The 25187-nt window shown below is 69.1% G+C and carries 21 protein-coding genes; 10 read left to right on the forward strand and 11 right to left on the reverse strand.

The window, feature by feature from the left end:
• Positions 1-501 precede the first annotated feature (501 nt).
• The 5 genes from tyrS to AB0H49_RS28810 form a co-directional block, all read right to left on the reverse strand.
• Positions 502-1794: a tyrosine--tRNA ligase gene (tyrS, locus tag AB0H49_RS28790; protein ID WP_357255915.1), complete on the reverse strand. Its 1293-nt coding sequence runs from the start codon at positions 1792-1794 to the stop codon at positions 502-504.
• Positions 1795-2125: 331 nt separating this feature from the next.
• Positions 2126-2545: a DoxX family protein gene (locus AB0H49_RS28795; RefSeq protein WP_357255917.1), complete on the reverse strand. Its 420-nt coding sequence runs from the start codon at positions 2543-2545 to the stop codon at positions 2126-2128.
• A 71-nt stretch (positions 2546-2616) separates the two neighbouring features.
• Positions 2617-3321 carry a DNA-3-methyladenine glycosylase gene (locus tag AB0H49_RS28800; protein WP_355003969.1) on the reverse strand — a complete coding sequence of 235 codons (705 nt, stop codon included), beginning with the start codon at positions 3319-3321 and terminating at the stop codon, positions 2617-2619.
• 550 nt (positions 3322-3871) lie between these two features.
• Positions 3872-4753, reverse strand: coding sequence for an RNA polymerase sigma-70 factor (locus tag AB0H49_RS28805; RefSeq protein ID WP_357255919.1), 882 nt, complete (start codon positions 4751-4753; stop codon positions 3872-3874).
• Positions 4754-4794: 41 nt separating this feature from the next.
• Entirely contained in the window at positions 4795-5970 is a 1176-nt protein-coding gene (locus AB0H49_RS28810) for an FAD-dependent oxidoreductase (protein ID WP_357255921.1), read from the reverse strand.
• A gap of 181 nt (positions 5971-6151) precedes the next feature.
• On the opposite strand from AB0H49_RS28810, the gene AB0H49_RS28815 reads away from it, so the two are divergent.
• From AB0H49_RS28815 to AB0H49_RS28830, 4 genes are all read left to right on the forward strand, one after another.
• Positions 6152-7675 (forward strand): multicopper oxidase domain-containing protein, encoded by a 1524-nt coding sequence (locus AB0H49_RS28815; RefSeq protein ID WP_357255923.1) that lies wholly within the window; start codon positions 6152-6154, stop codon positions 7673-7675.
• 75 nt (positions 7676-7750) lie between these two features.
• A complete protein-coding gene (locus tag AB0H49_RS28820) occupies positions 7751-8482 on the forward strand; it encodes an ABC transporter ATP-binding protein (RefSeq protein ID WP_357255925.1) in 732 nt (243 codons plus the stop codon).
• Positions 8479-9264, forward strand: a complete 786-nt coding sequence (locus tag AB0H49_RS28825; RefSeq protein ID WP_355003974.1) for an ABC transporter permease — start codon at positions 8479-8481, stop codon at positions 9262-9264. Before AB0H49_RS28820 ends, AB0H49_RS28825 begins: the two co-directional genes overlap by 4 nt.
• A 214-nt stretch (positions 9265-9478) precedes the next feature.
• Positions 9479-10156 carry a TetR family transcriptional regulator gene (locus AB0H49_RS28830; protein ID WP_357256118.1) on the forward strand — a complete coding sequence of 226 codons (678 nt, stop codon included), beginning with the start codon at positions 9479-9481 and terminating at the stop codon, positions 10154-10156.
• A 7-nt stretch (positions 10157-10163) separates the two neighbouring features.
• On the opposite strand, the gene AB0H49_RS28835 is transcribed toward AB0H49_RS28830, so the two are convergent.
• The 3 genes from AB0H49_RS28835 to AB0H49_RS28845 are packed head-to-tail and all read right to left on the reverse strand — an operon-like array spanning position 10164 to position 13144.
• Complete coding sequence (locus AB0H49_RS28835) at positions 10164-10382, reverse strand: Trm112 family protein (RefSeq protein ID WP_067793020.1); 219 nt, start codon at positions 10380-10382, stop codon at positions 10164-10166.
• A gap of 10 nt (positions 10383-10392) precedes the next feature.
• Positions 10393-10872 carry a GtrA family protein gene (locus AB0H49_RS28840; RefSeq protein ID WP_357255927.1) on the reverse strand — a complete coding sequence of 160 codons (480 nt, stop codon included), beginning with the start codon at positions 10870-10872 and terminating at the stop codon, positions 10393-10395.
• Between the two features lie 19 nt (positions 10873-10891).
• Entirely contained in the window at positions 10892-13144 is a 2253-nt protein-coding gene (locus AB0H49_RS28845; protein WP_355003976.1) for a hypothetical protein, read from the reverse strand.
• A 179-nt stretch (positions 13145-13323) separates the two neighbouring features.
• On the opposite strand from AB0H49_RS28845, the gene AB0H49_RS28850 reads away from it, so the two are divergent.
• Positions 13324-14409, forward strand: coding sequence for a glycosyltransferase family 2 protein (locus tag AB0H49_RS28850; RefSeq protein ID WP_357255929.1), 1086 nt, complete (start codon positions 13324-13326; stop codon positions 14407-14409).
• Positions 14399-15538: a dTDP-4-amino-4,6-dideoxygalactose transaminase gene (rffA, locus tag AB0H49_RS28855; RefSeq protein WP_357255931.1), complete on the forward strand. Its 1140-nt coding sequence runs from the start codon at positions 14399-14401 to the stop codon at positions 15536-15538. Before AB0H49_RS28850 ends, rffA begins: the two co-directional genes overlap by 11 nt.
• 56 nt (positions 15539-15594) lie before the next feature.
• Here rffA and AB0H49_RS28860 read toward each other — a convergent pair whose 3' ends face one another.
• From AB0H49_RS28860 to AB0H49_RS28870, 3 genes are all read right to left on the reverse strand, one after another.
• Entirely contained in the window at positions 15595-16194 is a 600-nt protein-coding gene (locus AB0H49_RS28860) for a methionine biosynthesis protein MetW (RefSeq protein WP_357255933.1), read from the reverse strand.
• Between the two features lie 186 nt (positions 16195-16380).
• Entirely contained in the window at positions 16381-19326 is a 2946-nt protein-coding gene (locus AB0H49_RS28865; protein WP_357255935.1) for an acyl-CoA synthetase, read from the reverse strand.
• 172 nt (positions 19327-19498) lie between these two features.
• The gene (locus AB0H49_RS28870; RefSeq protein ID WP_357255937.1) at positions 19499-20284 is read right to left on the reverse strand and encodes a hypothetical protein; all 786 of its coding nucleotides are present in this window, start codon (positions 20282-20284) and stop codon (positions 19499-19501) included.
• 329 nt (positions 20285-20613) lie between these two features.
• On the opposite strand from AB0H49_RS28870, the gene AB0H49_RS28875 reads away from it, so the two are divergent.
• The 4 genes from AB0H49_RS28875 to idi are packed head-to-tail and all read left to right on the forward strand — an operon-like array spanning position 20614 to position 25161.
• Positions 20614-22020 (forward strand): family 2B encapsulin nanocompartment shell protein, encoded by a 1407-nt coding sequence (locus AB0H49_RS28875; RefSeq protein ID WP_357255939.1) that lies wholly within the window; start codon positions 20614-20616, stop codon positions 22018-22020.
• A gap of 15 nt (positions 22021-22035) precedes the next feature.
• On the forward strand, positions 22036-23682 hold the full coding sequence (locus AB0H49_RS28880; protein WP_357255941.1) for a family 2 encapsulin nanocompartment cargo protein terpene cyclase: 1647 nt from the start codon (positions 22036-22038) through the stop codon (positions 23680-23682).
• 31 nt (positions 23683-23713) lie between these two features.
• Positions 23714-24586 carry a geranyl diphosphate 2-C-methyltransferase gene (locus AB0H49_RS28885; protein ID WP_355003984.1) on the forward strand — a complete coding sequence of 291 codons (873 nt, stop codon included), beginning with the start codon at positions 23714-23716 and terminating at the stop codon, positions 24584-24586.
• Positions 24583-25161, forward strand: a complete 579-nt coding sequence (idi, locus tag AB0H49_RS28890) for an isopentenyl-diphosphate Delta-isomerase (RefSeq protein WP_355003985.1) — start codon at positions 24583-24585, stop codon at positions 25159-25161. Before AB0H49_RS28885 ends, idi begins: the two co-directional genes overlap by 4 nt.
• The last annotated feature ends 26 nt before the right edge of the window (positions 25162-25187 follow it).

Raw genomic sequence — 25187 nt, forward strand, 5'->3', positions numbered from 1 at the left:
TCAGATCTAAACTAGAGTCCGAAAACCTAGCAAAACAATCGCCAGCCGGAAATTAGCTGACTTAAATGTCCAGCCCTCCACACGGGGGGTGAAGAGCCGGAACCAAATTTCAAAATTTGGCACTGACATTCATCGACACACTATTGAGTTCTCAAAGAACAGGCGCACACCCGTCCGCGCCGGTCTCACCCGGTGCTTCTGAGAGGCAACTTTCCCAGCCTAACCGGCCTCTCGTCTGGAGTCAAGTCCATTCGATTGTCCTGGTCCTTGCGGGCCGTCAGGCGCTCCTCGTACTACCTCGTGTCCCGGTCCACGCTCAGCCTCTCGGCTTGGCGTCTCGGCTCCGGGTCGGTGTCCGTGTCGCTCTGACGTTGAATAAGTTACGCGGCGACGAACGCGGCGTCAAATCCGCACTACACCGATGTAATTCCGCAGGTCAGGGGCTTGTGATCGGGCCGAAAACGGGCTTGGGCCACACGAATGTGACCCAAGACACCAAGATCAACTGGCGGTGGCCCGCCGGACGCCCGCGATATTGCGCTTGCCCCTGCGCACCACCAACCAGCGTCCGTGCAGGTAGTCGCCCTCGGCGGGGGTCCATTCGAGGTCCGCGATCTTCTGGTTGTTGACCGACGCGCCGCCCTCGTTGACCGCGCGACGGGCGGCGCCGCGGCTCTCGGACAGCCCGGTGGCGACGAGCAGATCGACGATCGTGTCCGGCTGACCGGGCGCGACCTCGGCCAATTCGCCGTCGACCGCGGCCTCGCGCAGGGCGGCGGCCAGCGTCGGCTCGTCCAGTTCGCGCAGCTCGCCGCGGCCGAAGAGGGCCTGGCTCGCCAGCTGGACGGCGCGGGTGTGCTCCTCGCCGTGCACCAGCGTCGTCATCTCGGCGGCGAGCCTGCGCTGGGCTTCCCTGGCGTGCGGACGTTCCTCGGTCGCCTTCTCCAACTCGGCGAGTTCCTCGCGGGTGAGGAAGGTGAACCAGCGCAGATACCGGACGACGTCGGCGTCGGCGGTGTTCACGAAGTACTGGTACCAGGCGTACGGGCTGGTCATCTCCGGATCCAGCCAGAGGCTGCCGCCGCCGGTGGACTTACCGAACTTCTTGCCGTCCGCGGAGGTCACCAGCGGCACGGTGAGCGCGTGCACCGATTCCCCGTCGACGCGGCGGTTCAGCTCGACGCCCGCGATGATGTTGCCCCACTGGTCCGAGCCGCCGACCTGCAAGCGGCAGCCGTAGTTGCGGCGCAGCTGCAGGTAGTCGTTGGCTTGCAGCAGCATGTAGCTGAACTCGGTGTAGGAGATGCCCTCGCCGTCGAGGCGGCGCTTGATGGTGTCGCGGGCCAGCATGACGTTGACCGAGAAGTGCTTGCCGACGTCGCGCAGGAAGTCGACGGCGGTGAGCTGCCCGGTCCAGTCCATGTTGTTGGCGATGACCGCGCCGGTGGGCGAATCGTCCAGGTCGACGAACCGCTCGAGCTGGGAGCGAATGCGCTGCGCCCACTCGGCCACCGTGTCGGTCGAGTTCATGGTGCGTTCGCCGACGTCGCGCGGGTCACCGATCAGGCCGGTCGCGCCGCCTGCCAGGACGATCGGCCGGTGACCGGCTCGCTGGAAACGCTTCAACGCCAGCAGCGGGACCAAGTGGCCGGCGTGCAGGCTCGCCGCGGTCGGGTCGAAACCGGCGTACAGCGTCAGCGGCCCGTCGGCCAGCGCCGCGCGCAGGGCGTCGAGGTCGGTGGACTGCGCGATCAGTCCGCGCCAGGTCAGTTCGTCGATGATGTCGCCGCTCACGCCGTCCCATCTTTCCGCACCGCTGTCCTGCGCCGATGCGCAGGTACCGGGGGCGATTCTCCGCGACGCAGAGCGGCCGGGCCAGGGGATTACCGAGGACTATCGCGCCTCCACAGCCGAATCCAGACCCGCCCGCGCGCACTCGGGCACGAACACCGACTTCGGCACCTGTCCAACACAGCCGTTTCGGCCATGGCGTCTCCGGCGATATCCCGCCCAACGCATCCGCGACTGCCGAGTCGGGCTCGCGGCGGAACCTGCTACGCCGCCCACACGACAATTCCAGCGATCGACAGGAACATCTGTCGATCGCCGGGGATTGTCGAATTGCTCAGCGGGACAACTGATCCCGCAGTGCGATCAGGCTTTCGCGACGCTCCAAGGCCAGCCAAGCGAACACCGCTGCGAGAACAAGCGGGAAGACGGAGTACGCAGGCGCGTCCATGACGAACGCCTGGGTGGCCGCGGCGAAGACCATGGTGATCGACAGTCCGGCGGCGGCCGCTCCGGCGAAGCGCGGGACGAGCAGGCCGATGCCGCCCGCGACCTCGACCAAGCCGGTGAAGTACATGAACCAGTCGCCGAAGCCGATCGCGTCGAAGATCCGCACGGCGTCCGCTTGGGCGACGAACTTCGGGATGCCGGAAGCGAGGACGAAGAACAAGCCGAGCAGGATTTGCACGGTCCACAGGATGCGGTTGCGGACGGCGCCGGGACGGGTTGTCGGGGCGGTGGCGGTGAGGGCGGTCATGTCCGTGTCCTTCGGTTCGGTCGCGCCGGGCGCGGCGGGTTCTACCGATAAGACGGCGGGCTCGCGACCAATTAATCGCTGCCGGACGAAGTCCGCTGATTCAGCGCACCGCCGCGCCGAACCCGTCCACCCGCGCCGGGGACGACCGCGGGTGCCGCGGCGGCGAGAGGCGCGCGCGGACTGCGGCGGTACGCCGAGACCGCGGGCGAGGACGGCAGCCAGAACCGCCACGGACGATCGGCGGCCGTGCTGACGCCGACGCGCGGACCGCTGGCGATCTGGGCGTCGTCGACCGCGCCGTCGAGTTCCAGCCGGATCGGCGAGGCCGGATCGAACAGCGGCGTGCCGTAGTCGGCCATGGTGATGCCGAGGACAGTGCCCAGATTGCCCGGCCCTCGACCCAGGTCGCTGTCGGAGCGCGCCGCTGGCCGACGGGAACGCGCGACATCCAATCCTTCGACGACCTCGCCCGCCCGGACCAGTACCGCGCTGGCCGTGCCGTCGGGTCCGCTGGTCACATTGATGCAGGTGTGCATGCCATAGCTGAGGTACACGTAGAGGAAGCCCGCGGGGCCGAACATCACCGCGTTGCGTTTGGTCCGCCCGCGCCCGGAGTGCGAGGCCGAGTCCGGCCACGGCCCCGCCGGATCGCCGCCGTACGCCTCGACCTCGACGATCCGGACGGCCACCGGCCCCGACCGCAACGTTGCGCCGAGCAGGCGACGGGCGGCGGCGGGCGGTTCGACCACGAGATCATCGACAGACACAGCGGCCATTCTCCTCGACCGCACCGACAGCCGCCCAACCACTGGTCAACCGCCGCGCGGTGAACGCGGCCCGGACAGCAGCGGAAGCACTACACACTCGTTCGGCCGGAAATCCCGCACGCCCACGGCGGGCAAGCCGTCCGATCGGTGCCGCCGCCGAGGTCGTCGGCGCTGGGGCATCCCGCACCGCCACACCGCGAACTCGCCTAGGCCCTGTCTCGATGTCTCATCCGGCACCCGGCCGGACTTCGAGACAGGGCCGAGCGGAACCTTGGCGCGCACCGCTACGACGGGCCGATCCGGGACCGCCGCGCGCTCACCGCGCACCACTCTGCCTTCGCCACCGCCGAGCACTCCGGCACCGCCACACCGGGACTGCCCGGCGGAACCCAGTGCATGTCGCCACAGCGAGTGGACGCAATCCCGCGGTTTTCCGACCGTCCGCGCTTCGATCGCTGGCACTGGTCCGAGTCGTGCAACCGACGCGGATGCCCCCATCGACGCAGTCGGCACCGTGGGGCCCGAGCAGCAGTCGGTCGACCCGCGACAACCTACGCGCTCAGCCCAGCGTCGACGCGCCCAACGTCAGTCCTTTCAACTTCCCCGGGTTGACCTGGAAGCGCAGGTTTTCGATGCGGCCGTTGATCAGGTCGTAGGTGAATGCCGCGACCGGGACGCCGCCGCTGCGGGCCAGTGCGCCGACTTCGCCGTTGATATGGGCGAGTTCGAGGGCGATGCCCGCCGACTCGGGTTTGGCGAGCACGCCGAGGATCCAGCGGGCGACGTGGTCGGGGCCGTGTAGTGGACGGCGAGCCGCGGTGACGACGCCGCCGCCATCGGACCAGCACGTCACGTCGGGGGCGAGCAGGTCCATCAGGGCGTTGAGGTCGCCGCCCGCGCAGGCCGCCATGAACTGCTCGGTGACGTGCGCGCGTTCGGTCGTGTCGGTGTCGAAGCGCGGGCGCCGGGACCGCACGTGGTTTCGGGCGCGGTGCGCGATCTGGCGGATCGTGGCCTCCGGCCGGTCCAGGGTCTCGGCGATCTCGGTGTGGCTGTAGCCGAACACCTCGCGCAGCAGGAACACCGCGCGCTCGATCGGAGTCAGCGTTTCCAGGACCACGAGCATGGCGGTGGAGACGGTGTCGGCCAACTCGGTGCGCTCCGCGAAATCGGGTGTGGTGAGCAGGGGTTCGGGCAGCCAGGGCCCCACGTAGCTCTCGCGGGTGGCTGTGGCCGAGGTGAGCCGGTTGAGCGACAGGTTGGTGACGGTGCGCACCAGGTAGGACTTGGGGTGACGCACCTCGGACCGATCGGCTTCGTGCCACTTCAGCCAGGCGTCCTGTAGGACGTCCTCCGCGTCGGTGACGGTGCCGAGCATCCGGTAGGCGGTGGCGAACAGCAGCCGCCGGTGCTCGACGAAGGGATCGGATACCTCTGTCATCAGCCCATGCTCCTTGGTGCGGGACCGAGTCGGCAAACCGGTCAGTCTTTTGTGCGGGTCGCCCGGCCACCGCGCGAGAGCTGCACGGCGACGGTCATCCTCTTGCTGAGCCGGAAGGCCATCGGCGGTGTGCTGCTGACGGTCTCCTTGTACAGCGCCGCGGCGCGTCCGGTGAGGTGGAAGCGGCGCGGAGTGTCGTCGGCGTTGGTGAACTGGATGACCGCGTCGCGGCGGCCGAGGCTGACCGGCTGGTGGAAGTATCCGAAGCGGAACGGCCGAACCCGCTTGCCGCGCAGCTCTTTCGCGATGGCGTCGGCGGTGTAGGCGGCGGTCGGCATGCCGCTCTGGCAGGTGCCGTGGATCGTGCCCCAAGTCTGGCGGACCGCGGCGGCGTCGCCGATGGCGCGAATGGTGGGGTGCGACACCGACTTCAGCGTCGGATCGACGACGATTAGCCCGCGTTCGTCGGTCTCGATGCCCGCCCGCGCGGCGAGGGGCGATACCCGCACGCCCGCGGTCCACAGCGTCAGGTCGGCGGGAACCAGTGTGCCATCGGCCAATTCGACGGCGTCGGGCAGCACCTTGGTGACCGACTGGCCGGTGGCGCGGGTTATAGCGAGCCGGTCCAGCGCGCGGTGCAGGTAGACGCGGGCCCGCTCCCCCATCATCGCGCCGGGCTCGCCCGTGCTGATCAACGTGACCCGCAGACCGGGGTGCCGCTCGGCGATCTCGGTGGCGGCTTCGATGCCGGTGAGTCCTCCACCGCAGACGGCGACCGAACCGCCCTGGGCCGCCACCGCCGCGAGCCGTCCGGCGAACCGGTGTGCGGTGCGCGGATCGTTCAACGTCCAGGCGTGTTCGGCGACCCCGGGGACCTTGTCGGTGTCGGTGGCGCTGCCGAGCGCGTAGACGAGTTCGTCGTAGGGCAGCACGCGATCGCCGTCGACGGTGACCAATCGCGCCTCGGGGTCTACGGAAGTGACCCAGCCACGGACGAATTCGACGCCGGTGCCGTCGAGTATCTCGGGGATCCGGTGGTCGGCCAGTTCCTGCCCGGCGGCGATCTGGTGCATGCGCAGCCGCTCGATGAAGCGATCGGACGGATTGACCAGCGTGATCCGCACGGGCAGGCGGCGGGTGCGGCGGGCCAGCCGCACCGCGGCCAGCATCCCCGTGTAGCCCGCGCCGAGGATGACGATGCGGTGTTCGGTGTTCATGGCGGTTGCTCCGATCCGTTGCACGGTCGCTGGTTGGTGACGACCATGGGACAGACGACCGGCGCCGAACGTGACACCCAAGCAAGTGACCTGTGTCACACACCGCTCAGGGCTGGATCCAGGGTCGAAATGGGGACGCTCCCCGATGTCGCCGCGAGCGTGAAATTCCTACCGTCGGTGCATGTCTTCGGTTTCCCGCCCGCGTCGATGGCGGCGGTTGTTCGTCGTTCTCGCGTCCTTCGTCGTCGTCGTGCTCGCCGCGATCGGCGGCTGCGTCAGCTGGGTGTACGTGGACGCGGCGGTCTCCACCGTCGGTCGCACGGAGTTTCGCAACGAGCTCGCGGTGCCGCCGCTGGCCGAGTCCCGCGTCGAGCCCGACGGGACGCGCCTGTTCGAGCTCGACATGCGTGCGGGCAGTAGGGAATTCCGACCCGGCCAGGCCACGGAGACCTGGGGTTTCAACGGTGACTACCTCGGACCGACGCTACGCGCCCGGCGCGGCGAACAGGTTCGGGTCCGCGTCCGCAACGGCTTGCCCGAGGCCTCGACGGTGCACTGGCACGGCATGCACCTCCCGGCGGCCATGGACGGCGGCCCGCATCAGATGGTCGAGGCGGGCGCGACGTGGACGCCGCAGTGGACAGTGGACCAGCCCGCCGCGACGCTCTGGTACCACCCGCATCCGCACGGCGCGACGGAGGATCACGTGCGCCGCGGCCTGGCCGGGATGTTCCTGCTGGACGACGAGCTGACCGAAACCCTGCCTCTACCGAAGAATTACGGCGTCGACGACCTGCCGGTCATCGTGCAGGACGTGACCTTCCGCGGCGCGCGCTTCGAGGACACCCACCGGATCTTCCGGGAGGTCGGCTTTCTCGGCGAGCAGACGATGATCAACGGCACATTGGCCCCCTACCGCGAGGTCGGCGACGAACTGATCCGGCTGCGACTGCTCAACGCCTCCACCGCGCGCGTCTACACCTTCGGCTTCGACGACGCCCGCGCCTTCTCGCTCGTCGGCACGGACGGCGGCCTGCTCGAACGCCCCGCCACCCTGCACGAGCTGCCGCTCTCGCCGGGCGAGCGCGCGGAGATCGTGGTGCGCATGCGCCCCGGTGAGCGAACGGTGTTGCGCAGCAACAAGTTGAACGCGGGCCTCGGCTTCTGGACCCAGCGCTTCAACGGCGGCGACGACACGTTCGACCTGCTGGAACTGCGCGCGGCGGCGACTCTGCGCCCCTCCCCCGCGCTGCCCACGACGCTGGCGCCCGCCGCCACGCCCGACGGCGGCGACTCGGTGACCGAACGCCGCTTCGAACTCGACCTGAGCGGCATCAACGGACAGCCGATGGCGATGGACCGCATCGATTTCGCCGTCACCCGAGGTTCCACGGAGACCTGGATCGTGCACAACCGCGACGGCATGCCGCACAACTTCCACATCCACGACGTGCAGTTCCGCGTGCTCACGGTCGGCGAGAACGCGCCGCCGCCGCACTTGACCGGGCCGAAGGACACCGTCTTCCTCGCGCCGAACGAGACCGTGCGGCTCGCGGTGCGCTTCGACGGCCCCGCCGATCCGGACACGCCATACATGTACCACTGCCACCTGCTGTGGCACGAGGATCTCGGCATGATGGGGCAGTTCGTCGTCGTGGAGCCCGGCGGCGAGCCCGGACGTCCCCCGCACCGGCACGGGCATTGACCCCTTGCCGCGCCGGGTGCGACGGCGGTAAATTCATCACACAGTGAATTCAACACTCGATGAATTGAGGCCGTCATGTCTCATCCCTCGTCGTCTCCGGCCGTCGAGATCCGGAACCTGACCGTCCGGCGCGGCAAACGCGAAGCCCTGCACGACATTTCGCTGACCATCCCGCGCGGCTCGATCACCGGGCTGCTCGGACCGTCGGGCTGCGGCAAGACCACGCTGATGCGCTGCGTCGTCGGCACCCAGATCGTGGCGTCCGGCGAGGTCACCGCGCTCGGCCTGCCCGCGGGGTCCGCCGAACTGCGCAGGCGCATCGGCTATGTCACCCAGGCGCCGAGCATCTACCCCGACCTCAGCGTCCGCGACAACGTCGCCTACCACGCCGCGCTGTACGGCCGCGATCGCGACGACACCGACACCGCCATCGCCGCCGTCGGCCTGCTCGAACACGCCGACCAGCGCGGCGACGAACTCTCCGGCGGCCAGCTGACCAGGGCCTCGCTGGCGTGCGCGCTGGTCGCCCAGCCGGACCTGCTGGTGCTGGACGAACCGACCGTGGGGCTCGACCCGGTCCTGCGGGTGGATCTGTGGAAGCAGTTCCACGAGCTGGCCGCCAATGGGACGACGCTGCTGGTCTCCAGCCACGTCATGGACGAGGCCGAGCACTGCGACAAGCTGCTGCTGATGCGCGAAGGCGACGTCCTCGCCCAGCTCAGCCCCGACGAACTGCGCGAACAGACCGGCGAGCAGAACCTCGAACAGGCCTTTCTCACTCTGATCACGATGGGACGAGCCGCATGACCACCACCATCGCCCCGGCCCGCTGGACGCTGCGCCCGTACGCCGCGACCACCACCCGCATCCTGCGCCAGCTGCGCAACGACCACCGCACCGTCGCCATGATCCTGGTGGTCCCCGCCCTGCTGATGACGCTGCTGTACTTCATCTACGCCGAGGCGCCGACCGCACCGCACCAGCCGCTGACGCTGTTCGACCGGGTCGGCATCAGCATGCTCGGCATCCTGCCGTTCATCGTGATGTTCCTGATCACCGCGATCGCCATGCAGCGCGAACGCACCTCGGGCACCCTCGAACGGCTGCTCACCACACCGCTGTCCAAGCTCGACCTGCTCGGCGGCTACGGCACTGCCTTCTCGCTGGCCGCGGCGGCGCAGGCGACCGTCGCGTGCCTGGTGTCGTTCGGACTGCTCGACCTGGAGGCGGCGGGCAACCCGGCCTGGGTGGTGCTGATCGCGGTCGTCGACGCGATCTGCGGTGTCGCGCTCGGCCTGCTGGCAAGCGCGTTCGCGCGCACCGAGTTTCAGGCGGTGCAGTTCATGCCGGTCGTCGTCGCACCGCAGATCTTCCTGTGCGGCTTGCTCGTTCCGCGCGACCAGCTGCCGAACTGGCTGGAACCGATCAGCAATCTGATGCCGCTGAGCTACGCGGTCGATGCGCTGCAACAGGTTTCGACCAACCCAGAGGCGACCGCGGAGATGTGGCGCGATCTCGCCATCGTCGCCGCCTTCGCCGTGGTGGCGCTCGCGCTCGGTGCGGCGACACTACGCAGGCGGACCGCATGAGCGAGCGAATCACGTGGCAGCGCGCTTCGCGCACGCCGGAGCCGAGCGCCAGCGAGGCGCAGGTATGAGCGACGAAGGCGTCGCGGCGCACAGCCCAGGCTCGAAACGGCGGGCCGCGCCCCGACGCCGAGCGTCGAAGAGCCCGGAAGGGAAAAGCGTCTCGCGGGACGACGCGGCGCCGCGATCACGCGACGAGTCCGGACGTGCCGATGCGATCGAAGCCGAAGAGCGGCAAGGGCGTTCGGGACGGCGGCCGGGCCGATCCGGCGCGCGGGAGGCGATCCTCGCCGCCGCACGCGCTCGATTCGCCGAGGCGGGCTTCGACAAGACCTCGATCCGGGCCGTCGCCGCCGACGCCGGAGTGGATCCGGCGCTGGTGCACCACTACTTCGGCACCAAACAGCAGTTGTTCGGGGCGGTGGTCGAGCTTCCGACCGACCCCGAAGTGATCCTGACCGTCATGGAGAACGCGCCGATGGACCAACTCGGCGCGACGATCCTCGGTGCGGTGGTCGGCGTATGGGACTCCCCCGCCGGTCCCGGCATCGTCGCCGCGGTGCGCGGCCTGCTCACCGGCGGCGATCCGGTGCTGGCCCGCACCTTCGTGCTGGAGGTGGTGCTCGAACGGGTTCGCAAGCGCATCGCCACCCCGGAGGACGACGGACGCGCGCGGGTGGCTCTGGCCGCCTCGCAGCTGATGGGTGTGCTGGTGGCGCGCAAGATCATCGGCGTCGAACCGCTGGCCTCGATGCCGATAGCGGAACTCGTCGCCGCCGTCGGCCCGACGCTACAGCGCTACCTGACCGGCGACATCGGCTCGGCCGCGAACGAAGCCGCGCCGTGCGGCGAGACGGTCCCCGGGCGACTGCCCGCGACCCCGTCGTCGTCGTGACGTGCGCTCAGGCGGTGAACGCCTCGTGCTCGGCCTCGGTGACGTCGCGCGCCTCGTCGATCAGCAGCACCGGAATCCCGTTCTCGATCGGGTAGGCGCGGCGCAGGCGCGGGTTGTAGAGCAGTGCGGCGCCCGCGGCATCGCGGACCAGCAGCAGCGGGCCCTTGTCCTGCGGGCAGGCGAGCAGGCTCAGCAGGGTGGCGTCCAACGCGGTTTCCTCGGGCATGATCGAGAACCTACCCGACCGGTTCGCCCGCTTCGACGGCCGGGCGACGGCGGAACGAGATGTGCCGATGACCGAAGAAACTCGCCACCGCCACCAGTCCCATCACCACCACCGCGGAGGGCTGCGCGGGCAGGTGCAGCACCGTCACGGCCAGGTAGAGCAGCGCCGTGTTCAGCGCGAGCCCGCCGGAGTTGACCACCACGAACCCCGCGAAATCGCGCAACACGTGGCCGCGCACCCGGAACACGAGGGTGCGGTGCAGCACGAACGCGACGGTGATGCCGAGGGCGTAGGCGAGCGGGACCGCGGCGAGCGGCGCCCATCCCGCGTCCGGCAGCACGGTCAGCCAGCCCACGGTCAACGCCATGCCGAAGACCGTGTTGAACGCGCCGATCAGCGCGAAGGCGACCTCCTGCCGCCGGACCAGCCGCAGCAGCAGACCCGAAGCGGCCGTGTCGGTCGTCGCGACCGAACCCTGGTCGGTGCTCACGCGTTCGCCTCGCGCGCGCTCACGAGACCACGTCCGCGAGCTCGCGCTCCGGCTCGCCCGCGGGCCGTTCTTCGGTCTCCGCCTCGTCGTCGCGCCGCCGCGACCGCACGTACATCCACTGCAGCATGCCGAGACCCGCGAGCCCGGCCACCATGGTCGCGATGCCGATCTTCCAGCCCGGCGGACGCCAGGTCAGCACCAGTTCGGCGTCCTTCGTGCCCGCGGGAACCTCCACCGCGACGAAGGATTTGGCCACGGTGGTGATCGGAATCTGCTTGCCGTCCAGGGTGACTCGGTATCCGGGCCAGCCGAGGCGGGCGAAGACGACGCGTCCGCCCTGCTCCGAGCTCACCCGCACGCGGCTGGTGGTGTCGGTCTCCGCGATCGAGGTGGCCGTCACGTTCTTCGTGTCCGAGACCCGCCCGTTCACGGTGGACGCCGGACCGTCGACGCGCTCCAGCACCGCGATGTAGCGCTCGTGGCCCGGGTAGTCCACCCACTTCCAGCCCTCGGGGGCGGCTTGGTCGCGCGCGTCGGGGTACAGCGCGCGCTGCAACACCACCCTGTCGAGCTTCATCAGGTCGACCAGCGGGCGGCCGGTGCTCGGCTCCGGCGCGAACACCCTGCGGTAGGCGTCCGGGCAGACGCTGCTGTCCCAGCGCATGCACAGCAGCTCACCGAAGTAGAAGTGCCCGGTGGGCGTGTAGCCGTTGACGTACTTCAGCTCCAGCGCCCTGGCGTAGTTGCCGAAGACCAGGGAGCCGTAGGCGGCGTCGATGTCGCGGTCGGCCGGTTGCAGCAGGCCGCGCTCGCCGAGCTGAAGGGTGGTGCCGGTGAAGTCGGGGTACTTCGCCATCGCCTCGGTGCGGTCGGCGGGCAGGTTCCACGGCATCGGCGTCGGCTGGGCGGCGCTCACCTGGAAGTAGGCGATCGGGAACATGGCGACGATGGTCAGCGCGCATGCCGCGGCGATACCCCGCTCGCGGGCGAGCCACACCACTGCGGCGCCCACCGCCGCGATGGCGAGCGCGGCGACCACGTGCCGGAGCGCGTGGTGCGGGTCGGCCGAGAAGGACCGCACCCACAGCGCCAGGATCAGCACACCGGCCGCGAGACCGCGGTTCTTCCAGTTCTGGAATGTCCCGTAGCGGCCGAGCAGGACGCACACCAGCACCAGCAGACCGATGGCCAGCATCGGCAGTACACGCACCGGCCAGCGCAGCGGACCGATCGAGCCCGGTCCCGCGGTCCACATCAGCATGATCATGGCGAACAGCGCGACGGCGCTCAGCTCGCGCCACGACTCACGGGCCCGCTTCCAGTCGACGAACGCCAGCGCCGGGATCAGGAACCACGCGATGTAGGTCAGCGGCATCGGCTGCACGTAGCCCCACCAAGAGGTGAAGGCGGGCAGCGAACTGGGCAGGCTGGCGTTGAGCGATTCCGACCACGGCACGGTCAGGAACTGGTCGTTGTTGATCTGCGCGGTGCCGCGCCAGGTCACCTTGGCCGAGAGCATGCTGGGCAGGAAGGTCAGCAGTCCGGCCAGTCCGGCGCACAGCGAGACGGCCGTCAGCCGCGCGACGGGCTGCCACTTTCGTTGGTACACAAGCTCGCCGACCGCCACCGCCAGCAGCATCAGCGCCGCCTCCACGGCCGGGAAGATGTACTGCGTGGAGATCGTCAGGTACAGGAAGACGAAGACCGGAATCGGCCCGCCCAGCCCGCGGGTGTAGCGCACCGACGACGCCCACGCGTGCACCAACCAGGCGGTGCCGGTGAGCGCGGTCATCCAGCTGGCCTGATCGAAGAAAAGGAAGAAACCGGACAGCGGGAACGCGATACCGGCCACCGCCGACCAGGCCGGGCGCGCGCCGTAGACCAGGCAGATCCGGTAGACGCCGGTCGCGGCGACAATGGAGAAGATCAGTTTGACGACGGTCGCGTACACCGCCACGTTGTCCACCGAGGGCGCGATCAGATCGATCAGCAACTGCGGCGGATTGAACAGGCCCGCGTCGTCCATCGTGTTGTTGCCCGACATCCACTGTTCCGGGACCATCACCGGGAATTGGCCGTCGCGCAGCGCGCGGCCGAGACCCACCCACAGCGCGGTGTACTGGGATTCGGTGTCGTCGGTGAAGTAATGCCGGACATTGGCGAGCAGCACCGCCGCGTATCCCGCGATCACCCCGATCACGGTGATGGCGGCCCAGCGATGGACGTCCCGTCGCGAGTGCGGCCGCGAGTCGAGTACTGCACTGTCGGTCACGAGTTCCAGACCCTACAGCCCAAGGCAGCGCTTGGCATCGGCCGCCGAGGTGTTGATGATGGTCTGATGAACTGCAACGGAAGGCCTTGTTCGCACCGTGCTAGAGTTCACCGCGGCTCGGGGCCCGCTGTCCAGCGGGCAGTACCGGCACGCACCGTCATCGAAAGTTGATCCAGCTGATGCCGATTCCCTCCGCTCGCCCGTACCGCTCCGACCCCGTCGCGAACGGACGTCCCGGCGTCGACCGGCCGCACGGCATTTCCGTTGTGGTGCCGGTGTATCGGGGTGAGAACACCATCGGCGGACTGGTCGCCGAGCTGCACGCGCTCACCGCGGGCGCCGAGACGCCGGGCGGTATCGCGTTCACGGTCGAGGAAATCATCCTCGTGCACGACAACGGGCCCGATCGCTCCGATGTCGTCCTGCAGGAGCTCGAGCAGACCTACCCCGAGGTGCGCACCGTCTGGCTGAGCCGCAATTTCGGTCAGGACGCCGCCACCATCGCCGGAATGTCGGCCGCGCACGGCGACTGGATCGTCACCATGGACGAGGACGGTCAGCACGATCCGCGCTTCATCGGCGCGTTCCTCGACGCGGCGCTCACCGGACGCGCGGACCTGGTCTACTCCAAGCCGACCAACACCCGCCCGCACGGGTTCCTGCGCAATCTGACCTCGCGCGGGGCCAAGATCGTGCTGGCGACGCTGTTCGCCTTCCCCGATTCGACCAGGTTCGAGAGCTACCGGCTGATCCGCGGCGACATCGGCCGCCAGCTCGCCGAGGTCGCCTCCAACGGCGTGTACCTCGACGTGGCGCTGACCTGGGTGGTCGGCAAGGTCGTCCAGGAGCCGGTGGTGCTGCGCGCCGAGGGCCGCGAGGAGTCCGGCTACAACTACCGCAGGCTGTTCTCGCTGTTCTGGAAGATGGTGCTGTGCAGCGGAACACGCGGCCTGCGCCTGGTCAGCATGCTCGGCGTGACGCTGGCGCTGGCCGGTGTGGTGATGGCCGCCGTCGTCGTGTACGAGGCGCTGACCACGGACGGCTGGGCGCCGGAGGGCTGGGCCTCCACGATCGTGGTGCTGCTGCTGTGTTCCGGCGCGATCCTGTTCTCGCTGGGCCTCATCGCCGAATACCTCGGCGTCGCCCTGCACATCCTGGTGGGCAAACCGCTGTACCTCACCGTCGACTCACCGACGCCGCGCCCGCGAGACGCGCGGGAACTGACCACCACCACGAGCAGGGGGACCGACCGGGTTGAGCACTGACCGCGTCATCTTCAGCCGCCCGTTCCGGGCGCGCCGGGAACTGGCCAATCTGGAGGCCGTGCTGGCCTCCGACCACAGCCATGGCGACGGGCAGTTCACCGCGTCGGCCACCGCGAAGCTCAAGGCCATCACCGCCGCGCCGCACGCGCTGCTGACCACCTCGTGCACCTCGGCGCTGGAAATGGCGGGTCTGCTGCTCGAGCTCGGCCCCGAGGACGAAGTGATCGTGCCGAGCTTCGCGTTCACCTCGACGGCCACCTCGATGGCGCTGCGTGGGGCGACTTGCGTCTTCGCCGACATCGACCCCGCCTCGGGCAACCTGGATCCGGAATCGGTGGCCGCCTCGGTCACCGAGCGCACCAAGGCCGTGGTGGTCATCCACTACGGCGGTGTGGCCGCCGACATGGAAGGGCTGCTCGCGCTCGCCGCCCAGCACGGCTTCGCCGTAGTGGAGGACAACGCGCACGGGCTCGGCGGCCGCTGGCGCGGACGCCCGCTCGGCACCATCGGCACGCTCGGCACGCTCAGCTTCCACGACACCAAGAACGTGCACTGCGGCGAGGGCGGCGCGCTGCTGCTCACCGACGAGATCCTGATGGCGCGTGCGGAGATCATCCGGGAGAAGGGCACCGACCGTGCCCGCTTCCTGCGCGGCGCGGTGGACAAGTACTCCTGGCAGGACATCGGTTCCAGCTACCTGCCGAGCGAGCTGAACGCCGCGGTGCTCGACGCGCAGCTCGACGAGTTCGACACGATCCAGTCCGGCAGGCATCGGGTGTGGGACGCCTACGCCGCGGGGCTGGCGGACTGGGCGGCGCGCAACGACGTCCGGCTCATGACCGTGCCCGAGGATCGCGCGCACACCGCGCACCTGTACTACCTGCGCACGCCCACCGAGCAGCGCCGCGACGACCTGATCGCGCACCTCGGGAGTCTCGGCATCTCGGCTCCGTTCCACTACGTGCCGTTGGACTCCAGCCCGGCGGGTCTGAAGCTCGGCCGCACGCCGCGGCCCTGCGTGCGCAGCGCGGAGTTCTCCGGAACCGTTGTGCGCCTTCCGCTCTGGCCGGATCTGCGCGACGAGCAGGTGGCCAGGGTGATCGAGGCGGTCACCGCCTTCACCGTCTGATCCGCCCGCGCTGCCGTCACCTCGACTTCCGGCACAGCGCCTTTCGGTCGACGGTCTCAGGCGGACAGCACGTACAACTTCTCGCGGCCGCCCGCGATCAGCGAGCGCTGGGCGATCCGCGGCTCGTAGCGGCCGAAGAACTCGTCCAGGGTCGCCTCGGTGAACCGGTGCGCCTGGCGGCCGTCGCCCGCGTTGGTGAATCGTCGACCGACGGTGGCCAGGATCCGGTTGCGGCTGGTCGCGAGGTTGCGGACGGGTTCGGCGACGATCACGGCCTTGCTCGCGGCCGCGAGCATCCGGTCCAGCACCGGACCCGGTTCGGGTAGGAAGTGGTAGAGGCTGGCCTGCATGATGACGTAGTCCGCCTCCGGCAGCGGAGTGTCGGAGCGCATGTTCCAGACCAGTCCGCGACCGCCCGCGCGGGCGACGCCTGCGACGAAACCCTCGTTGAGGTCGAGCCCGGTGTAGTCGACCGACTTGGCGCGCAGGTAGCGGGTGTACAGCGTCGCAGGCCCGCAGCAGACGTCGACCACCTCGGCGCCGTCGGGCACCAGCCCGGCGATCGCGCTGTACCTGGCCGCGTAGTGGCGGCCGTACAGCCCGCGCATCAGCAGCTCGTACACGGCGCGGTTGCGATAGATGAGGCTTTGACTCACCAAGTACCCCTGAACGGTTGTCGGACGTCGGGTGCGGCCTCCGGCGCCGCGCGGGCGGACCCGCGCACAAACTATGCCAGCCGACGCCGCGGCGCGAATTGTCCGGGTGCGCGTGCCGCGGCCAATCCGGCGGATCTACAACACGTTCCGGGCCGCACCGGCGGGTCCGGTGCGGCCGGGACGGGCTCAGTTACCGAAAAGCGCGCGGGCCTCGGTCTCGGTGAGCACTTCGTAGTTCTCGGTCTCGCGGTGGTACCACCAGGTGAGCGGACCCGGTTCCGGCCGCCCGGCCGCCTGCACCGCCCGGGTGGACGGCCGGTAGCTGGAGCTGCGCGGAATCTCGTCGACCACGTACACCAGGTCCGGTCGCTGCTCGGTGTCGAGGGCGCGCATCGCCTCGGTGACGTCCTTCGGCTCCAGGTGGAAACCCGCCCGCACCGACACCGCCGCCACCGCGAGGCAGTGGTCGCCGACCGGAAGGCCGTAGGCGACCTCCATGTCGACGGCGGTGATGTCGTTGAGCACGTCCACGATCGGCTGGCCGAACACCGGGCCGCGCGCGGTGTGGATCACCGTGTCCTTGCGGTCGACCAGCCAGTAGTCGCCGTCGCTGTCGCGGCGGAACAGATTCTCGGTCGGCATCCACGAGTCGCCCGCGGTGAACACCCCGCGCAGGCCGCCCTCGGAGATGTCGACGCCCTCCGAGGCCCGGCCGAGCAGCAGGCCGACCTCGTTGTCCGCGCAACGGCGGGCGAAACCGGCATCGTCGACCAGGATGCCGCCCGTGCTCGGGTCGTAGGCCACCAGTTCGACCTTGGCGGTGCCAGGCACCGGGCGGCCCTTGCAGCCCGCCTTGGCCCCGGTCACGTTGGCGAGCACCACATCGCCCTCGATGGACGCGTAGAACTCCAGCACCCGCGCCGGTTCGAACTGGTCGGTGGTGCGCCGCCACAGTCCGGCGGGCATGCCCGAGCCGATGAACAACCGGATCGGGTGCCGATGCCCGGCGGGGAACACTCCGGCGTCGAGGATGTCGCGCAGCATCGTCCAGGTGTAGGTCACCACTGTGACGCCGTAGCGGTGCACTTCCTCGGCGAACTGCTCCGGGTCGAGCGACCTGGCCAGCGCGATGCGGCTGCCGCCCGCGATGGCGCCACCGAGGCTGACCAGCAGTCCCGACGAGTGGTGCAGCGGCGCGAGGCAGTACACCGTGTCTTTGCGGTCGAGATCGGCGGTGGTCGCGGTGCCGAAGGCCGACAGCGCCCAGCGGTGGTTGGTGATGTGCTTGGTCTCCAGCCGGTCGCCGGTGCCGGTCACCAGCACGAAGGCCAGCTCGCGCGCCAAGCCCGGGTTGGGGCGGTACCAGGCGGGCACCCGCACCTGGGTGGGATCGATCTGCTCGAGGTCGATCACGTTGTCGCCCAAGGGGATGTCGAGTCCGCGGGCCTCGCCGCCGCCCAACACCAGGATTCGTGCGCCGCTCCCCGACGCCAGACGCAGGTTCTCCGGATCGACGATCACCGTCTCCGCGCCGGTGAGTTCGATGGCGCGGTTCAGCTCGCTGCCCGGCGCGAGCAGCACCGCCACCGCGCCGAGCCGCGACAGCGCCGCCACCGTCACCAGGGCGCTCGGGCGGGTCTCCATCAGCACGCCGACTCGGGTGGCGGGCCGGATGCCGACGGAGATGAGCCCGCGCACCACGTTGTCGATGCGGACTTGCACCGCCGCGTTGGTGTGCACCCGGTCATCGAAGAGGAAGCATTCGCGCAGCGGCGCCCGTTTGGCCTGCTCGGCGAGCAGCTTGCCGAGCGAGATGCGGGTGTTGGGCTGGATCATGCCCAACCGGGTCAACCTGGGCAGCGCCCGCGCCGCCTCGCCCGCCAGCTCGATCGAACCGCGCACGGTGTTGTTGGCGATGCCTTCCAGCGCCTTGCCCATGCCCGCGCCCGCCTCGGCCAGCGTCCCCGCGGTGTGCACCACCCGGGTGGCCGCCGAGCGCGGGCGGTTGGTCGCCACGTGCTCGGACATCCGGAAGATCTCCTCGGGCAGCGGCTTGCCGCCGTCCATCCACTCCACCCACTGGCGCACCAGCGGCCAGGTGTGGTTGGTGGCCATGCTGCCCGCGACCAGACCGAAGTGGCCCGCGACCAGGCTGGCCTCGAAGACCTCCGCGTTCGGCGCCGCGCGCACGATGCCCCGCACCGCGGCGGGCTGGCCGATGTCGTCCACCTCGCCGACGAAGGCGAGAATCGGGCACTTCAGCTCGGCGAGCGAGATCGGCTGATCGCGAATCACGAAGCCGCCGAGCATCATCCGGTTGTGCGCGACGAACTGCTTGAGCAAGTCGGCGGCCGCGGGCCCGGCGTAGGCGACCCAGCCATCGCTGTTGAGGAAGCGGCGCTGGCGCTCCTTGGGCAGCAGCGCCTCGCGGTCGTGCAGCTGGCGCAGAAAGTCGATCCTGGCCTTGGCGGTCTTGACCGGGTCGAGCATCTGAAAGCCGAGCCGCACCATCGAATCGGTGATGGGCAGCCGCGTGACGACGTGATCGGCGAGGAAGTCCGCCACATCGGAGACCAGCCCGTACGGCAGTCCGAACGGTATGCCCGCGACGATGTCGACCGGGCTGCCGAAGGTCACGATGCTCTCGACGCCCTTGCCGAAGCGGTAGGCGGTGGTCTGGTAGGCGAACATGCCGCCCTGCGAATAGCCCATCAGGTGCACGTCGCTGCCGGTCGCCTCGCAGACCGTGTCGATGGCGCTGCTCACCGCGAGCACATGGTCGGCGAGATCACGCTCCCAGCCACCCTCCTCGCTCGCCGGGGAACCGAAATCGACTACCCAGCAATCGATTCCGCCGCGATGCAGAATGCCGACGGCGCCGCCCTCGGCGTTCACGTCCCAGATGTCGGCGTTGACCATCAGCGGCGGCACCAGTACCGCGACCGGACGACCGGGCGTGGCATCGTCGGGGAAATAATGGCGCAGCCGATACATCCTGCGCCGCTCGACCACCTCGAAGGGCGACGACTCGACATCGTGGGTGAGTCCACCGAAGCGGATCACCTCCAGGCCGTTCTGCGCGGTCGCCATCAACCGCTGCACCGAACCCACCAATTCCTTACCGAAGTTCACCATCGCTCCTGGCCCTACCCTGCAATGTGCCCACACGACCTCCGCGCGCTCGGCGCGAAGAGACACCTTCCGACCCCCGGAGAAGTATGCCGTCCACGCGTATAGACGAGCTTCCCACATCGGGGTGACCTCATGTGTCGGCTGTGACAGGTTCCATGGCAGGTGAGCGCGGTCACCGCCCCATGACGTGGATATACATGCTCTCGAACGGCTCGGGGCTGACGCTGAGATCACCGCGGAACGGATAGTCCATCGCCGCGATCAGGAAGATCATCGCGCCGAGGAAGAAGGCGAACAAGCCACCGAGCATCAGATGCGCGCCGCGGCTCAGGCTGAACATGCACAGCAGCACCAGGTTGACCGCGCCACCGACCAGGATGACCCACCACAGCACGTCGGGCATGCCACCCGCGGTGGCGTTGATCCGGTGCCTGCGGTCGGAGTCGAAGCGCGCGAACTGTTCGATGGTCGCGGCGTGCACGATCTCCTGCGCGGTGGTTTGCGGCTCGAAAGCCAGCAGGTTCACCTGGAACCGGGTCACCAGAGCCGTCCCGCCCATCGGCTCGCGCCCTTCGCGCAGCGCGGGCCACGCCTCGGTGAGCACGTTGTCGGCGTAGTCGATCAGATCCCGCTGGAGCTGGGTGCGCTGCGGCTCGGGGTAGGCGCCTACCTCGCGGTAGAGCGTGCCGAGCGCGGCGGCCTCGTCGGCGACCAACGACTGTGCGGTGTCGTAGGACTCGTAGGTCGCCGCCGCGATCAGGCCGAGTAGCAGGCCGTAGAACACGCCGCCGACGGTCAGCACCATCGTGACGGTCTCGTTCTTGCCGGGTTCGGGCCCGAAGATCCGGATCACGTACTTGCGGGACACCAGGATGCCCGCGGAGGTGAGCAGCACTGCGGTGCCGGTGATGATGAGGAAGACCAGCCAGATGGGCAACACGTAGATCCACGTGAACATGGGACAAGAAGATAGCCAGCCGCCCGCGAATCGTCGGCGAATCAATCATTCATCCCAGGATGTTCGCGCGCGTCGCCGTGTCGTTATCTGCCGTTACTCGATCGAACGCATGTCGTAACCATCCGAATCCGTTCGGGCGAATTCCGCGAATTTTGCTGCGCCGCAACACTTCCGCGACCTACCATCAATGCCGTCTGGAAACACACTGTCTCGCAAGTCTTTTCCACGCGAATGTCTCTTCTTTCGCAGGCCTTTCCCGGTCTGCTGATCTGCCGTGCCCAAGAAACACCATCGACCGTCCCGGTGACCCCTCGAGGTGAGGACCACGCATGACCATCGAAATGCCAGTCCAAACGGAAAACAACGTTCGCAAGAGCCTGAGCACGGGCGCCGCGCACCAGCTGGCGCACACCACCAAATCCGAACCGCAGATGCAGGGGATCAGCTCGCGCTGGCTCACCCGCACGCTGCCCTGGGTGCAGGTCAACGGCGGTGTATACCGGGTCAACCGGCGCCTGACTCACACCGTCGGCAACGGTGAGGTCGAATTCGCCGTCGACGGCGGACAGGCCCGCGTGATACCGCTGGAACTCCAGGAACTTCCGCCGTTGCGCGGATTCGACGACGAGGAAACACTGGGCGCGCTCGCGCGGCGTTTCGAACAGCGCGATCTCGAACCCGGAACTGTCGTCACGGAATTCGGTAATCCGATGAATCAGGTCATCCTGATCGTGCACGGCAAGCTGGCCAAGATCGGCACCGGCGAATTCGGTGAGCAGACCAAGGTCGGCATGCTCGGCACCGGCGACTACTTCGGCGTCGAAACCTTGCTCGATTCCTCCGCCATCTGGCCGGTGACCGTCAAGACGGTCACCAAAACCACCATGCTCGTGCTGCCCCGGCAATCGCTCGACGAAATGGTCGAGATCACACCGGCATTGCGCGAGCAACTCGAACGTGCCGCCGCCGCACCCGCCCACAAGCAGAATTCCAAGGGCGAGGCCGACATCGAGATCTCCTCGGGCCACGACGGCGAGCCGCTGCTGGAAGGCACCTTCGTCGACTACGACGCCTCCCCGCGCGAATACGAGCTCAGCCTGGCGCAGAGTGTGTTGCGGGTGCATTCGCGCGTCGCGGATCTGTTCAACGATCCGATGAATCAGGTCGAACAGCAACTGCGCCTGACCGTCGAGGCTCTGTACGAACGTCGCGAATACGATCTGGTGAACAACCCGGATTTCGGGCTGCTGCACAACTGCGACCTCAAGCAGCGCATCTACACCGAGTCCGGCCCGCCGACCCCGGACGACATGGACGAGCTGCTGAGCATGCGCCGCAGCACGAAGATGTTTCTGGCGCACCCGAAAGCGATCGCCGCGTTCGGCCGCGAATGCACCAAGCGCGGAATCTATCCCGACCCGGTGGATGTCGACGGACACCGGGTGCCCGCGTGGCGCGGCGTGCCGATCTACCCGTGCGGCAAGATCCCGGTCAGCGAGAACGGGACCACCTCGATCCTCGCCATGCGCCTCGGCGAAAAGGACCAGGGCGTGATCGGACTGCACCAGACCGGAATTCCGGACGAGTTCGAGCCCAGTCTGAACGTGCGCTTCAAGGGCATCGACGACCAATCGATCATCTCCTACCTGGTCAGCTGCTACTACTCGGCCGCCGTGCTGGTCCCGGACGCCCTCGGGGTGCTCGACAATGTCCTGGTCGCCCGGCAGGCGGACTAGCCGGGGTGATGACCGATGTCGGTGCTCTCCCGCGCCGCCGCGCCCGCCGCCACGCACGATCTGGCCGCCGACGTCGTGGCGCTGCTCACCAGCACGGACAGCGCGGCGCCCGCCGAGCTGTTCGCCGAAGCGGTAGCGACATCCGCTGCGCCGCCCGATGTTTCGAGCCAGCCGTCGCCAGCAGCCGGGTTCACGCCGGTCCGGCTGCTCGGCCCGAGGGGGCTCGGGTCGGGCGCGCTGCGGCTGCCCGTCGATCGCACCGCCGGACCGACCACGCCGTACCTGGCGCCGGACAGTGTGGCGATCGGCCCCTCCACACCTGACGCCGCTCCGGTCGCGGACGGCGTCGACGAGACCCCGTCCGGTCCGCCGGACGGGAACGCCGCGGACTCCGTCGGCCCGGCGCAGGGGGCCGGTCCGGCGGAGTCGCGGCGCCCACCGATTCCGTCCGGCCCTGCGGTACGGGTCACCGGGCGGGCCGCCGCACCGGCAAGCAACGGGCATGCGCCAGCCACACCGGCGTCCGAGCCGGACCGGCCATGGGCTCGAATTCCTTTGGGGCCGACAGGTTTGGGTACCGCGTCCGCGGCGGTGCGTCCCGCGACGGCCGCGCCGCCGCGGGCGCGGATCGGACCGTCCGGGCTCGGCACCGCCTCGACGCAGGTCGGCAGCGGCTCCCGGATTCCGCCGCTCTACTGCCCGCCTCCCCTGCGCGACGATCCCGTGCTCGCGGAGGCGGTGAACGAGGGCCTGCTGGCCTGGGCCGAGGACATCGGCCTCTACGAAGGCAGGCTGGACGACCTGCGCAAGGCCGACTTCGGACGGCTCGTCATGCTCGCCCACCCCGACTGTTCCCACGCCGACCAGTTGCTGGCCGCGGCCAAATGCGCGGTCTCGGAGTGGTCCGTGGACGACTACTACTGCGAGGAGGATGCCGACGACCGAGCTCCCGATGGCACCCCGTCCAGCCCCGAGGCCGAGCTCGGTCCGCGGCTCGAACTGTGCATGGCCGTCATGGATCCCGCGCATCTACCCGCGCGCTACGCACCGCAGCTGGAGCGCGCGCTGCAGGCCGATCCGATCCTGCGGGCCTTCCGCACCTCGTTCGAGCACCTCGCGCAGTACGCCGGCCCGGCGCAACTGGCCAGGCTGCGCACCGAGATCGGCGGCTGGTTCATCGCACTGGGCGCCGAGGCGGGCTGGCGGGGCGCGGGCCGGATGCCGCCGGTCTGGGAATACCTCACCAACCGCCAACCGCACAGCTTCCTGCCGTGCATGGCGCCGATCGACGTGCTCGGCGGCTACGAGCTGTCGGCGGCGGAATACACCCACCCGGCGATGCGGCGGGTGACGACCACCGCGGCGCTCGCCGCCCAGATGGTCAACGATCTGTACTCGATGGCACGCGAAGACCTTTCCAACGGAAGGGAATTCAACCTCCCCACGGTGCTTGCCGCCGAAGAGCGGTGCTCCCGTAGAGAGGCGGTGCTGCACACCGCGGCGGTCCACGACGAACTCGTGCACCGCTTCGAACGCGAGGCCGCGCCGCTGGCCGCCGGCGGATCGCCGGAACTGCGACGCTTCCTCGTCGGACTGTGGGCATGGATGGGCGGCAACCGCGCCTGGCATGCCGACAGTCGTCGCTACAAAGATGTCGGATAGCCGGTACCGCAACGAGAGAGGATGATCACGCATGACCATGCTCAACCCCCAGGCCGAGGCCGTGCTGCGCACCAACTACCAGAAATCCGTTGCGGCGTACTGGAACGACAACCCCAACGACGACCGGGTCAACACCAAGCTCGGCGAGGTCGACGGGCTCTACCACCACCACTACGGCATCGGCGACCCCGATCTCTCGGTGCTGGAAGGTCCCGAGAACACCCGCCAGGAACGGATCGTCGAGGAACTCCACCGGCTCGAGACCGCGCAGGCCGATCTGCTGCTCGACCACCTCGGTGACGTCCGCCCCGGCGACCGGCTGATGGACGGCGGATCCGGCCGTGGCGGCACCAGTTTCATGGCCAACCAGCGCTTCGGCTGCCAGGTGGACGGTGTCACCATCTCCGAGTACCAGGTCGGCTTCGCCAACGACCAGGCCGCGCACCGCGGCGTCGCGGACAAGGTGAAGTTCCACTTCCGCAACATGCTCGACACCGGCTTCGACAGCGGCGTGATGCGCGGGATCTGGACCAACGAGACGACCATGTACGTCGACCTGTTCGACCTGTTCCGCGAGTTCTCCCGGCTGCTGGAGCCCGGCGGGCGCTACGTCTGCATCACCGGCTGCTCCAACGACGTCACCGGCGGGCGCTCGTCGTCGGTCAGCTGGATCGACGCGCACTACGGCTGCATGATCCATCCGCGCAGCGAGTACTTCCGGGCGCTCGCCGAGAACGGCCTGGTGCCCATCGACGTGGTCGACCTCACGGCGGCCACCATCCCGTACTGGGATCTGCGCACGAAATCCGAGCTCGCGACGGGTGTGGAGAAGCCGTTCCTCACCGCGTACCGAGAGGGCAGCTTCCAGTACCTGCTCATCGCCGCCGATAAGGTGGGGAGGTGACCGAGACCCTCGCCCAGCCGTTGACCGACCGCGAGGCCCTGCCCGTCGAGCTCGTGGACGAGGCGGGCCGCGCGGTCGGCGCGTGCCCGGTCTCGGAGGCGCACCAGGCGCCTGGGCGGCTCCATCGCGCGTTCTCCGTACTGCTCTTCGACTCGGCGGGACGGGTGCTGCTCCAGCAGCGGGCCGCCGTGAAGACCCGCTTTCCGCTGCTGTGGGCCAACACCTGCTGCGGACATCCCGCGCCCGGCGAGCCGGTGGCGGCCGCGGCGGCGGTGCGGCTCGCCGAGGAGCTCGGGCTGGCCACCACGCTCACCGAGGTCGGCGTCTTCCGATATCACGCGCGGGACAGCGCCACCGGCCGCGTCGAGCACGAGTGGGACCACGTGCTCATCGGGCTACTCGACGCCGGCGTGCCGCGGCCCGACCCCGCCGAGGTCGCCGCGTACGCGTGGATCCAGCCGGAGGAACTGCGCGCGGCGCTCGCGGAGGATCCGACGAGCTACACGCCGTGGTTGGCGGATGTGTTGGAGATCGCCGACGCGGCGCATCACGCGGGGCGCGCGGCCTCGCACTGATCGAGGAGTAGCCGCCCCCACGTGCG

The sequence above is a fragment of the Nocardia sp. NPDC050713 genome (assembly GCF_040654315.1).
GTDB lineage: Bacteria > Actinomycetota > Actinomycetes > Mycobacteriales > Mycobacteriaceae > Nocardia.